Source organism: Bacillus sp. 1021, from assembly GCF_014534735.1.
Classification (GTDB): Bacteria; Bacillota; Bacilli; order Bacillales; family Bacillaceae; genus Bacillus; species Bacillus siamensis.
The window spans coordinates 1,279,061-1,291,739 of the sequence record NZ_JACVSR010000001.1 but is presented as its reverse complement, the minus strand read 5'-3'; the positions used below and the strand labels follow the sequence as shown (position 1 = coordinate 1,291,739).

Annotated in this window: 13 protein-coding genes and 1 riboswitch; of the genes, 11 read left to right on the top strand and 2 right to left on the bottom strand. The window is 45.2% G+C overall.

The window, feature by feature from the left end; translation table 11 throughout:
* Window positions 1-9: 9 nt before the first annotated feature.
* Entirely contained in the window at window positions 10-1,587 is a 1,578-nt protein-coding gene (gene serA, locus ICW23_RS06250; protein WP_016939129.1) for a phosphoglycerate dehydrogenase, read from the bottom strand.
* A 205-nt stretch (window positions 1,588-1,792) separates the two neighbouring features.
* A riboswitch (FMN riboswitch) is annotated at window positions 1,793-1,927 on the top strand.
* Window positions 1,928-2,073: 146 nt separating this feature from the next.
* Here serA and fmnP point away from each other — a divergent pair.
* Complete coding sequence (gene fmnP / locus ICW23_RS06245) at window positions 2,074-2,646, top strand: riboflavin transporter FmnP (RefSeq protein WP_015240114.1); 573 nt, start codon at window positions 2,074-2,076, stop codon at window positions 2,644-2,646.
* Window positions 2,647-2,785: 139 nt separating this feature from the next.
* On the opposite strand, the gene ICW23_RS06240 is transcribed toward fmnP, so the two are convergent.
* Window positions 2,786-3,034 carry a ferredoxin gene (locus tag ICW23_RS06240; RefSeq protein ID WP_003153403.1) on the bottom strand — a complete coding sequence of 83 codons (249 nt, stop codon included), beginning with the start codon at window positions 3,032-3,034 and terminating at the stop codon, window positions 2,786-2,788.
* Between the two features lie 270 nt (window positions 3,035-3,304).
* Here ICW23_RS06240 and ICW23_RS06235 point away from each other — a divergent pair, with 270 nt between their 5' ends.
* The 10 genes from ICW23_RS06235 to prsW all read left to right on the top strand — a co-directional run bounded on the left by ICW23_RS06235 (window position 3,305) and on the right by prsW (window position 12,608).
* Window positions 3,305-4,363 carry a YpbB family protein gene (locus ICW23_RS06235; RefSeq protein WP_064779062.1) on the top strand — a complete coding sequence of 353 codons (1,059 nt, stop codon included), beginning with the start codon at window positions 3,305-3,307 and terminating at the stop codon, window positions 4,361-4,363.
* Window positions 4,356-5,846, top strand: a complete 1,491-nt coding sequence (locus tag ICW23_RS06230) for a RecQ family ATP-dependent DNA helicase (protein WP_188154179.1) — start codon at window positions 4,356-4,358, stop codon at window positions 5,844-5,846. Before ICW23_RS06235 ends, ICW23_RS06230 begins: the two co-directional genes overlap by 8 nt.
* Before the next feature lie 14 nt (window positions 5,847-5,860).
* Window positions 5,861-6,448, top strand: a complete 588-nt coding sequence (locus tag ICW23_RS06225) for a CPBP family intramembrane glutamic endopeptidase (RefSeq protein WP_049628708.1) — start codon at window positions 5,861-5,863, stop codon at window positions 6,446-6,448.
* On the top strand, window positions 6,426-7,202 hold the full coding sequence (locus ICW23_RS06220) for a LysM peptidoglycan-binding domain-containing protein (RefSeq protein ID WP_188154178.1): 777 nt from the start codon (window positions 6,426-6,428) through the stop codon (window positions 7,200-7,202). Before ICW23_RS06225 ends, ICW23_RS06220 begins: the two co-directional genes overlap by 23 nt.
* Window positions 7,203-7,265: 63 nt before the next feature.
* Window positions 7,266-7,724 (top strand): YpbF family protein, encoded by a 459-nt coding sequence (locus tag ICW23_RS06215; RefSeq protein ID WP_016939124.1) that lies wholly within the window; start codon window positions 7,266-7,268, stop codon window positions 7,722-7,724.
* Between the two features lie 86 nt (window positions 7,725-7,810).
* Window positions 7,811-8,599, top strand: coding sequence for a metallophosphoesterase (locus ICW23_RS06210; RefSeq protein ID WP_188154177.1), 789 nt, complete (start codon window positions 7,811-7,813; stop codon window positions 8,597-8,599).
* Between the two features lie 151 nt (window positions 8,600-8,750).
* Window positions 8,751-9,335, top strand: a complete 585-nt coding sequence (locus ICW23_RS06205) for a genetic competence negative regulator (protein WP_016939122.1) — start codon at window positions 8,751-8,753, stop codon at window positions 9,333-9,335.
* 156 nt (window positions 9,336-9,491) lie between these two features.
* Window positions 9,492-10,766, top strand: a complete 1,275-nt coding sequence (gene gudB / locus ICW23_RS06200; RefSeq protein ID WP_016939121.1) for an NAD-specific glutamate dehydrogenase — start codon at window positions 9,492-9,494, stop codon at window positions 10,764-10,766.
* A 106-nt stretch (window positions 10,767-10,872) separates the two neighbouring features.
* On the top strand, window positions 10,873-11,856 hold the full coding sequence (locus tag ICW23_RS06195) for a YpdA family putative bacillithiol disulfide reductase (RefSeq protein ID WP_188154176.1): 984 nt from the start codon (window positions 10,873-10,875) through the stop codon (window positions 11,854-11,856).
* Window positions 11,857-11,951: 95 nt separating this feature from the next.
* Window positions 11,952-12,608, top strand: a complete 657-nt coding sequence (prsW, locus tag ICW23_RS06190) for a glutamic-type intramembrane protease PrsW (protein WP_016939119.1) — start codon at window positions 11,952-11,954, stop codon at window positions 12,606-12,608.
* Window positions 12,609-12,679 lie beyond the last annotated feature (71 nt).

The following is a 12,679-nucleotide window of genomic DNA, read 5'->3' as shown; positions in this document are numbered from 1 at the left end:
TTTTGTTTGTTACGGAAGGTCAATCAATTTAACTGAGACAATATCCTGAATGGAAGTCAGCTCATCGACGACTTTGTCATCTAAATGTTTATCAAAAGAAAGCATCATAATGGCTTCTCCGCCTTTTTCTTTACGGCCTACCTGCATGGTAGCGATATTGATATCGTTATCGCCGAGGATGCGTCCGACGCGTCCGATTACACCGGTCGTATCCTGATGCTGGATATAAACGAGGTGGCCGGCAGGATTTAAGTCAATATTAAAGCCGTTCAGTTCAACGATTCGTTCACCGAAGTGAGGGATATACGTAGCTGTTAACGTAAAGGTGCTCCGGTCTCCGGTCACTTTTACGCTGATGCAGTTATCATATCCTGTTTCATTGGAGGAAATCTTTTCGCTGAAGCTGATTCCGCGTTCTTTTGCTACACCGCCGGCGTTCACTTCATTGACAGTTGAGTCTACACGCGGTTTTAAGAAGCCGGACAGCAGGCTTTTTGTAATAAATGATGTTTCAAGTTTCGCGATGGTGCCTTCATATTGAATGGCAACATCCTTGACGGGTTCCTTCATACATTGTGACACGAGACTTCCGATTTTATCGGCAATTTGGTGATAAGGCTGAATTTTTTTGAATTCATCCTTCGTCATCGCAGGCAGATTGATCGCCGACATGACAGGCAGACCTTTAGCAAACTGCAGCACTTCTTCAGAAACCTGCGCCGCGACATTCAGCTGTGCTTCTTTCGTTGATGCGCCTAAGTGAGGTGTGGCGATCACTAACGGATGATCTGGGAGTTTTGACTCAACAGGAGGCTCCACTTCAAACACATCAAGCGCAGCGCCTGCGACATGCCCGCTTTCCAGCGCTTCCAAAAGCGCAGCTTCATCAATAATTCCGCCTCTTGCACAGTTGACCAGGCGGACGCCTTTTTTTGTTTTGGCAATGGTTTCTCTGTTAAGCAGACCTTTTGTTTCCTTTGTTAAAGGCGTGTGAACGGTAATGATATCCGCGCTTTCAAGCACTTCTTCGAATGTCCGGCTGTTCACGCCGATTTTGCCGGCTCTCTCCTCGGTTAAGAACGGATCGAATACATGGACAGTCATACCGAATGCTCTGGCGCGCTGGGCGATTTCGCTTCCGATCCGGCCCAGACCGATAATACCTAAAGTCTTTCCGTAAAGTTCCGCTCCGACAAAAGCCGTCCGGTTCCATTCCCTTGATTTGACTGAAATATTAGCTTGGGGAATGTGTCTCATTAATGAAGAAATCATCGCGAATGTATGCTCTGCCGTTGAAATCGTGTTTCCGTTCGGCGCATTTATCACGATAACTCCATGTTTTGTGGCCTCGTCAATGTCGATGTTGTCTACGCCGACACCGGCTCTGCCGACGATTTTTAAAGAAGTCATCTTTTTAAACAATTCTTCGGTTACTTTTGTGGCACTGCGGACTAACAGGGCATCAAAGGTATGTAATTCATCTTCTGCATCCGCGACGTTTTTTTGAACAATTTCTATAAAGTCTGATTCCATCAGCGGCTTTAAGCCGTCATTGCTCATCTTATCTGAGACCAAAACTCGAAACATTGTTAGATTTCCTCCTAGTTTAGCTGACTAAATATCTGATAATTTATCATATTCTTAATTGAGTGTCAATGTGTATTGACGCAGTAAAGGAGAAAAGGAAGCCGATAATTCAGTTAAAATGGGCTTTATCAATATTTTATATAAAATTGAGCAGTTCTCTATACAATTACAATTTGATCATATATAATGTGAATAAATTCATAAGATCAATCTTCGGGGCAGGGTGAAATTCCCTACCGGCGGTGATGAGTGTCATGCTCTAAGCCCGCGAGCTGCTTCGGCGGCAGGATCCGGTGAGATTCCGGAGCCGACAGTATAGTCTGGATGGGAGAAGATGGAGGTTCAGCAGACGTTTTGATCTTATATCTAACGTTTCTTTGCCAAGCCTTAGTAAGCTCCCGCTTTTTATTAAAAGCGGTTTTTTTATTGAGGTGCAAAAGAACCTTTCCTCTTTTCGAGAGATTTGATCGAAAAGGAGAGAGCATTGTGAAAGTAAAAAAATTAGTTGTCATCAGTATGCTTAGCAGCATTGCGTTTGTGCTTATGCTGTTAAATTTCCCGTTTCCGGGTCTGCCGGATTACTTGAAAATTGATTTCAGTGACGTTCCTGCAATTATTGCCATTTTGGTTTACGGGCCTGCGGCGGGGATTGCGGTTGAAGCGATTAAAAATATTCTGCAGTATATCATTCAAGGAAGCATGGCCGGCGTGCCTGTCGGGCAGGCAGCCAATTTTATCGCGGGGACGCTGTTTATTCTGCCGACGGCGTTTATGTTTAAAAAGCTCAAATCTGCTAAAGGACTTGCAGTGAGCCTGCTGGCCGGAACCGCAGCAATGACCGTGCTGATGAGTATTTTGAACTATATTCTCATCCTGCCAGCGTATACTTGGTTTTTACATTCGCCGGCATTGTCAAACAGCCAACTAAAAACGGCGGTTGTGGCAGGAATTCTGCCGTTTAACATTGTAAAAGGCGTTATCATCACCATCGTCTTTACGTTCATCTTTACGAAGCTTAAACCTTGGATTGAACAAAAACGCAGCATCCAGACACAATAACCGCTCCAAAGCGTCCGCTCTGTAAAATACAGGCCGGGCGCTTTTTTGATTGTTTGATCACGCAAAAAAATAAGACTCCGGCCGATAACAGCCGGAGTCTTATTCAAGAACTAAAAGCTCCTCTCACGGGGAGGGCTTTTTATTCGTATTTCAGCGGGTCGCCTTCGAACGGCTCATCCGCAACTTTGATTGAATCAGTAGGGCATCCTTCAAATGCGTCAATCATATCTTCTTCCAGCACTTCCGGAACTTCGACGACACCTTTATTTTCGTCAAGTGTAACGAATGCAATGCCTTCATCATCATAATCATAAATGTCTGGTGCCGCAGCTCCGCAGGCGCCGCATGCAATACACGTATCTTTATCTACGATTGTGTACTTTGCCATGAAAAAAAACCTCCCAGATTGTTCGTGTTGGAACAAATGGTTTACCTTATATATTTTTTAAATATAACACCTATTCCTCTTACTTATTGTAATGATGTTAGTGTCAAATTTCAACAGAAAAATGATTGAGAATGCTTATCACATAAGGGATTCTCTTTAGCACTTCCCCCCAAAAGATGACTTTAAACGTCAAATTTATATGAAAATCTGTTAAAATAAAAAGAACCAAAAAACGAAACTTGTCACAGAAGAAATGTAGGTGTGTTTAGATTGGCGATAAACTACTTTGATACCGTGGTTCTCGACTGTCTGGACAAAATAGACGGCGAACGGACTCCGAGTGCTGTGTTTCATTTATTAAAAGGAAAAAAGTCGTCTCAAACCATTCAGGATGCCGGCTTATTTCAGATTGCTAAATATTTCGGCATGGCTTCTCAGTGTGAACGCGGCGACATTGCGGATTCTATGCATAAACTCGCCGGGGACTCATACATTACAGCCGGAAAAGAAGAGGGAACGTGTAAAGTGACTGCACGCGGCGTTCAAAAGCTTGAACGGGCATTTGCCGAGCGGCCTTGGCCGAAGCACTGTCACGGCGCGAATTATCAAACGCCGGCCGTTACCTTGTGGAAGCGGCTTTCCCTGCTCATTCAAGTCCTGTCAAACAAAGAGCGCCAATGCAGTCAATATATCCCGGTTACAAACGATGTGCAGGCGCTGAGATGGGTCAAACGGTTCATGCGCAAAAACAGAGACGCCAAAGAGCTCTCCGTTCAAATGCATGACGCGCTGTTTCAGCTTCTGCAAGGCGTAAGTGAACGGCAGGCCCTTATTTTTGTCTATTCTTTAACATCTTTCGACAGAATCGGCAAAACGAATAAGCAGCTCGCTTCTCAGCTGAACGAAGACGAATGGTATGTGTCCGTCCAGTTTTGGGGAGCGGTACATTATGTTATTCAATCCCTTCCGCAATGTGCACATCCGGCTCTAGGCGAGCTGTTGTCCGATTTGCGGGCGGAAAGCGCGCTGACACAGTCTGCCAGAAAAACCTTGGAGCTTTTGGAAAAAGGGTTTCCGATTGAAAGAATCGCTGCGGTCAGAAATTTAAAAACCGCCACCATCGAAGATCATATTGTAGAAATATCACTGCATCAGCCTGCATTTTTTATAGAACAGTACATTTCTGAAGAGGACCAGCGTATGATAACGGCATTTGCAAAACAGCATCAAACGAATAAAATTAAACGGATTCGCGAAGGAATGCAGATGCGCTTCAGCTATTTTCAGATCAGGCTGGCGCTGGCAAAGACGGTGAAACAGCATGACTGAGCTCCATAAAGCTTTGTACCGGCACTTTGGTTTGCGTTCGTTTAAAAAAGGGCAGGAAGAGATTATGACTAGCGTGCTCCAAAAAAAGGATACGATCGCCATGCTTCCGACCGGCGGCGGAAAATCATTATGCTATCAGCTTCCGGGTTACATAATGGACGGGCTCGTGCTGATTATTTCGCCGCTCCTTTCATTAATGGAAGATCAGGTGCAGCAGCTGAAAGCGAAAGGAGAAAAACGGGTTGCGGCATTAAACAGCATGCTGAATGCTGACGAGCGGCATTTTATTCTCAGCAACATCAGCAGGTACAAATTTCTTTATATGTCCCCTGAAGCCCTCTCGTCACCTTATGTGCTGAACCGTTTGAAAAACGTCCCGGTCAGTTTGTTTGTCATTGATGAGGCTCATTGCATATCAGAATGGGGACATGATTTCAGGCCTGATTATTCAAAGCTCGGCCCCTTCAGGCAAGCACTCGGCAAGCCGCCTGTATTGGCGCTGACCGCAACAGCGACAAAAGAAACGCTCAGTGATGTGACGGACGTGCTCGGACTTGAGCATGCAGTGCGCCATCTATATTCTGTCAACCGGCCGAATATTCTTTTGACGGTTGAACATTTGGCTGATAATGCCGAAAAAATAAGCAGGATCACGGATCTCGTCAAAAAGCTTGAAGGCCCGGGCATCGTGTATTGTCCGACCAGAAAGTGGGCGGAAGAGCTTGCGGCTGAGCTGAACGAAAAAACGGGAAAGCGGACGGATTATTATCATGGAGGGATGGACACAGGCGACAGAATTTTAATCCAGCAGCAATTTATCCATAACCAGCTTGATTGCATTTGCTGTACTAATGCGTTCGGCATGGGTGTGGACAAGTCTGATATCCGCTTTGTCATTCACTTTTATCCTCCGCAAACGGCTGAGGCCTTTATGCAGGAAATCGGCAGAGCGGGACGCGACGGCAGCCCGAGTGTCAGTATTTTGCTGAGAGCTCCTGGCGATACAGAGCTTCAGCAGCAGATTATTCAGACAGAAAGCTTGTCTGATTATGATCTGGAAGGCATTCTGGCCATCATCCGGGACGCCGGTACGAGCGATGAGCGAAAGCTTCGGGACGTTCTTATAAGTAAGGGCGTTCAGGAAACGCAGGCGCGAACGGCCATCCACCTGTATCTGCAGGGAAAAACCACAAAAGAGCAGCTGCAGGAAGAACTGACATACCGCGTGGAAAAGAAGCTGCATAAAATGAACCGCTTTTCGGCGTTATTGGAGCGGAAAGAATGTATAAGAAAAGCGCTGTTGGCATACTTTGATGAATCGTATGAGCCTGAAGATCAAACAGGACAATGCTGCAGCAGCTGCGGAGTTGATCTGGCCCCATACGAGCAAAAAGGAGAACAGAAAAACATGGAGCGGTTTGAAGATTGGAAGATGGAATTAGGCCGGATTTTCGGTTTAGAGTCTGCGGGTGAGTTGAGCTGAGACGGCAAAGCGAATTGATCCATCAGCTCTCAGACCGTGAGATTGTCATACAGCTTTATGTTACCCAATTGCTCATATTGGCGGCTTCAGCGGTTATTGGCTTTTTCTTTTTCACCGATATTCACGATTTTTTAAAGCTTTGGCATATACGTGACGATAAAATCATATGGTACGGTGTAACTCTTGCCGTCCTTGTCATTTTTGCCGATCTCGCGGTGATGAAATGGTGTCCTTCGCATTTATATGATGACGGCGGTATTAATACACTGCTTTTTAAGAACAGGCCGGTTTTGCACATTTTGTTTTTGACGCTTCTCATTTCGTTCAGCGAAGAGATTTTATTCAGAGGCGTCCTGCAGACACATATCGGTTTATGGGCCGCCAGCTTGATTTTCACCGTGCTTCATTTCAGATACTTGGCGAAGTGGCTTCTGTTTATTATGGTTGCGGGCATCAGTCTTTTGCTGGGACTTATTTATGAATGGACCGGCAATTTATTCGTTCCGGTTACAGCGCATTTTATTATTGATGCGGTATTTGCCTGTCAAATCCGTTTTCAATATGTGAGGAGGGGTTTGCATGACGGAAATGTCAAGAGTTGAAAGAAGAAAAGCTCAGCTGCGTGCCGAGCAGCAGGTTGCCGCGGCCGCGGATGAACAAATTGAATATCTTGAAGACAGCCTCCCGACAAGACAGTCTGTAAAAGAGGAGCGTAAAAAAAAGGAAGAGCAGGTGAAGGAAAAAACCAAAACAAAAACACCGCTGTTCACCTTCCTGACCGTTCTGTTTATTATTGTGACAATCGGTGTCTTTTTCGGTCTTCTGTATATGACGAACAGCAGCAGATTTGACCCGAAGGATTATGAAGATGTCTTCATAGATCACAGTGAAAGCGCGCCTGCCGTTAGTCCGAAAACGGACGTTCAGAAAGAAACATCCGAAACCGCTCTTTTAAAAGAGCCGGAAAAAAAGTCTGAGGCCAAAGAAAAAAAAGAAACGGCCGCATCTGAAAAAACGAAAGAAAAACCGATTGAAAAAACACCGAAAAAAACGGAAACGGCTTCAGAAAAACAGGTGGTGAAGCCGACAGAAACCGAATATGCGGAGGCCAAACAGCAGTCTCCGCCGGCTGTCCGTGAAAAAGCGGTTCCGGCTGCCGGCAGTGATCAAGCCGGAACCGTCCGGCAAAAAGTGCGGACCGTCCAGCATACTGTACAGCCGAAAGAAACGCTTTACCGCATTTCAATGAAATATTATAAAAGCCGGGAGGGCGAAGAAAAAATCCGCAGCTACAACGGGTTAAATGGAAACGACGTGTATACCGGCCAGGTTCTGAACATTCCGCTGTCCGAATAAATACATATTTTCACCGCGGCTTTCATATAGTGTACCAATGAAAACGGACAAGGTGTGAAGCGCATGGATTCTTTATGGAAGCAATTAGACCGATTTGCTGACGGACCGACAAAACAAATGCTTCAGGCACTGGTGAAAAGGAAATTAAAATACGAAAATTATGCCGCGCAATGCCGAAGATGGCAGTGGGCGTCCCTCGTTTGCTTTTCCCTGATGTGCGTACTGCTGATTTTTAAAAGCTTTAATGCCCCTCAAGCTTCTCCGCAGCTGATTCTGCAGGAAATATTAGGCCATACGGTTTATTTGTGCTGGATTATGGCTTCCGCTTTTGCGTATTGCACTTCTTATTATTTTAAAAAAAAGGAAGAAAAAGCTGAGGGTGAATTTCATAAACTGAGATGTGAAATTATCCAAAAAAGCACGGATTTATGGCCTCAGCCGGAAAAATGGCGGGCGAGAGAATCCGTTTTTCACTTGATGAAACATCGGTATGATATCAATCTTTATTTTGAAAGCAAATAAAAAGAGGCGTTTTCCGGAAAGGATAGAAACGTCTTTTTTTGTTTGTCCGTCTAATGTAAGACAATGACAGAATGGAGAGTGCATTTATGAAGCTTACAGCGGGAATTCTCGGCTCATTGGCGGGAGCGGCTGCAGTTATGGCGGCCGTCATGTACAAAACGGCAAACGGCAGCCATCTGAAAACACATACATTTACGCTTGATAAAATGAAAGGGATGAAGCCGCTCACCATCTTCTTTATATCTGACGTGCACCGCCGTTTAATTGATGAAAAGCTTCTCTGGGAAGCATCGGCTTATAAGCCGGATGCCGTTTTGCTCGGCGGTGATTTGGCGGAGGGCGGAGTTCCTTACGCCAGAATTGAAGAAAACATCAAGCGTCTGACGGCTCTTGCGCCTGTCATTTATGTGTGGGGAAATAATGATTACGAGGTCAGCCAGCAAAAATTGCTCTCTCTTTTAAGGGCATATAAAGTGATTCCGCTGAGAAATGAATCGGTTCAGTTTGCTTATAAAGGGGAAACCGTTACGATCTGCGGCGTGGATGATATCCGGATGATGATGGATGATTACGAATCTGCGGTCAGACATACGGATGCAAACCAAGTAAATCTCCTGCTTTGCCATAACCCGGAAATCCATGAGCAGATGAATGAGTCTGACGGAATTGATGCCGTGTTCAGCGGCCATACGCACGGCGGCCAAATCCGTTTCGGCCGGTTCGGGCCGTATGAATTGGGCGGGACGGGAACGGTAAAGAAAGCGCATTACCTGATCAGCAACGGCTACGGTACGACAAAAGTTCCGCTGAGGCTCGGAGCGAAACCGGAGACGCATATGATTACACTGTGCGGACCTGATGAGCCGTTTTCCTGAAACAAACCCGGCCGTTCCGATAAAAAACGGCATTCTGCTTGTCTTCCCGCTGTACACGGTGTAAACTGATAACAAATTAAGAACCTATGACTCATTTATTCATATACTGTGTTATATGATTTGTGTGCAAGAAGAGGCAGGAGGGAACATTATGCGGCTTGAGCGTCTGAACTACAATAAGATTAAAATCTTTTTAACCCTCGACGATCTCACTGATCGGGGATTGACAAAAGAAGACCTCTGGAAGGACTCGTTTAAAGTCCACCAGTTATTTAAAGATATGATGAATGAAGCAAATACAGAGCTCGGCTTTGAAGCGAATGGTCCGATCGCGGTGGAAGTATATTCTCTTCAGGCACAAGGCATGGTTGTGATTGTAACGAAAAATCATGACGCGGACGCAGAAGATGACGAATATGACGATGATTATATCGAGATGCAGGTCAAACTTGACGAAAGCCCGGATATTATTTATCAATTCCATTCGTTTGAAGATATCATTCAGCTTGCCGGGAGCCTTCATCGCATCGGGATTACCGGCGGAACCGTCTACCATTATGAGAACCAGTACTATGTAAGTCTTGAAGACCTCGGCTCCCGTTCTGCCGAAGGCGTTGTCGCGGTGCTGGCCGAATACGGGCATCCGGCGACGATCACGATTTACAGGCTCCATGAATACGGAAAACTCATCATGGACGGCAATGCTGTAGAGACCATCCAGAAACATTTTTCATAAAAAAGATGAAACGGCCGCTGTTTTCAGCGGCCGTTTTTTTTAGCGAAATAATGGAAAAATCATTGTCTTTCTTCTATGCACGGAGATATTGAAGGTGTATACTAGTCACTGAAAGGGAGCATGAGAGAAACAGAAGATTTTAGGAGGTTAACTCAAATGGCAGCCGATCGATTCACCGGTCATAATGAAGAAGACAAACATGATGTATTAAAATCAACCCAAACCGTAATACATAAAGCTCTGGAAAAATTGGGGTATCCAGAAGAAGTGTATGAACTGCTGAAAGAGCCGCTCAGATTATTAACGGTTAAAATTCCGGTTCGGATGGATGACGGGTCTGTGAAGATATTTACAGGCTATCGTGCGCAGCACAATGATTCCGTAGGTCCGACAAAAGGCGGTATTCGTTTTCACCCGAATGTAACTGAAAAAGAGGTGAAAGCACTTTCCATCTGGATGAGTTTAAAATGCGGCATTATTGATCTTCCTTATGGCGGTGGTAAAGGCGGAATTGTTTGTGATCCGAGAAATATGTCATTCAGAGAGCTTGAAAGACTGAGCAGAGGATACGTCAGAGCAATCAGTCAGATTGTCGGACCGACTAAAGACGTCCCGGCGCCTGACGTATTTACAAACTCGCAGATTATGGCTTGGATGATGGATGAATATTCAAGAATTGATGAATTTAACTCACCCGGCTTTATTACGGGAAAACCGCTTGTACTCGGCGGATCCCACGGCAGGGAATCAGCTACGGCAAAAGGCGTCACCATCTGCATTAAAGAAGCGGCCAAGAAAAAAGGCCTCGATATTCAGAACGCGCGCGTCGTCGTACAAGGTTTCGGAAACGCGGGCAGCTATCTGGCGAAATTTATGCATGATGCCGGCGCGAAAGTTGTCGGAATTTCTGACGCGTACGGAGGTCTTTACGATCCGGACGGTCTTGATATTGATTATTTGCTTGACCGCAGAGACAGCTTCGGAACAGTGACGAAGCTCTTCAATGATACCATTACGAATCAGGAGCTGCTTGAGCTTGACTGTGATATACTGGTCCCGGCAGCGATCGAAAACCAAATTACAGAAGAAAATGCTGACCGCATCAAAGCGAAAATCGTAGTAGAAGCGGCAAACGGACCGACGACACTGGAAGGAACGAAAATCCTGACAGACAAAGGAACGCTTCTGGTTCCCGATGTTCTGGCGAGTGCCGGAGGTGTGACGGTTTCTTATTTCGAATGGGTTCAAAATAACCAGGGCTTCTACTGGAGTGAAGAAGAAGTCGAAGAAAAACTGGAAAATATGATGGTAAAATCGTTTAATAATATTTATGAAATGTCCCAAAACCGCCGGATTGACATGAGGCTTGCGGCTTATATGGTCGGCGTGCGGAAAATGGCGGAGGCTTCGCGTTTCAGAGGCTGGATATAAACCAATCGTTTGCATAAACAAAAAAAATCTCCTATGATAATATAGGAGATTTTTTATATGAGTGGAAACTTATGATGGAAATGCCAAATCGCAGGAGTTGAAGGACATGACAGAAGAAAAAGCAATTATAATAGGCGGAGGTCCTTGCGGATTATCGGCGGCTATACATCTGAAGCAAATTGGCGTAAACGCCCTTGTGATCGAAAAAGGAAATGTCGTAAACAGCATTTATCACTATCCGACACATCAAACTTTTTTCAGTTCAAGTGAAAAACTGGAGATCGGCGATGTCGCCTTTATAACGGAAAACAGAAAACCGGTCAGAATACAGGCTCTCTCGTACTACAGAGAGGTTGTCAGAAGAAAAGAGCTTCGTGTAAATGCCTTTGAAACGGTGGAGCGCGTCACGAAACAAGAAGACGGCCGTTTTCTTGTCGAAACGTCAAAAGGCCGCTATCTCACTCCGTTTTGTATTATTGCGACAGGATATTATGATCATCCGAATTATATGAACATACCGGGTGAAGAGCTTCCTAAGGTATTTCATTACTTTAAGGAAGGCCATCCTTATTTTGATAAAGATGTCGCGGTGATCGGCGGGAAAAACTCAAGTGTAGATGCGGCTTTGGAATTGGTGAAGTCCGGCGCGCGCGTTACGGTGCTCTACAGAGGAAATGAGTACTCCCCGAGCATCAAGCCGTGGATTCTGCCTGAGTTTGAGGCCCTCGTCAGAAACGGAACAATCCGGATGGAATTCGGCGCTTGTCTTGAAGAAGTGACGGAAGATGAGATCATTTTCCGCTCCGGCAGGAATGAGACGGTCAGGCTGAAAAACGATTTCGTATTTGCCATGACAGGATATCATCCCGATCACGGATTTCTTGAAAAAATCGGTGTGCAGATTGATGCAGAATCAGGCCGGCCGTTTTTCCGGGAAGAAACGATGGAAACAAATGTTGATGGTGTTTTTATTGCCGGGGTTATTGCAGCGGGAAATAACGCTAATGAAATTTTTATCGAGAACGGCCGTTTTCACGGCGGCTTGATCGCAAACGAAATTTCAAGACGGCTTGGTGCAGAGAGCATATGATCATTCATATGCTCTTTTTTTAGAAATTGGAAGATGTAAAAATATGAACAACATGGTACGATAGATATAGGAATATAAAGGAAAGAGGTTGCCTGATGTTTGCAATCATCTCTGCAGGAATTGCTCCCGGCATTGCGCTGTTAAGCTATTTTTATTTAAAAGATCAATATGACAATGAACCCGTACATATGGTGCTGAGGTCTTTTTTTCTCGGAGTTGTACTTGTGTTTCCGACCATGTTCATCCAGTATGTTCTTGAAAAAGAGCATGTAGGGGGAGGAAGCTTTTTCGTTTCGTTTTTGTCTTCGGGCTTCTTGGAAGAATCGGTGAAATGGTTTGTTTTGATGATCAGTGTGTACCCGCATGCTCATTTTGATGAGCATTATGACGGAATCGTTTACGGGGCCAGTGTGTCATTAGGCTTTGCGACGCTTGAAAATATCCTTTATTTATTCGGCCACGGTGTTGAGCATGCTTTCATCAGGGCGATTCTGCCAGTCTCCTGCCATGCGCTGATCGGGGTGATCATGGGGTTTTATCTCGGAAAAGCCCGCTTTTCGCAGAAAAAAGTCCGCGTGAAGTGGCTTGTGATTTCACTGGTCGTGCCTTCATGTCTGCATGGTTCTTACGATTTTATTCTTACCGCCCTCAATCATTGGGTATATTATATGCTGCCGTTTATGCTGTTTTTATGGTGGTTCGGGCTGAGGAAGGCAAAAAAAGCACGTTCCGTCAATATAATCCAAGTGTGAAGAAACCGCGCATCGCGTGCGGTTTCTTTTTTATGCCTTGACAGGGGATAAGAAGGAAACGTGCATAAAAA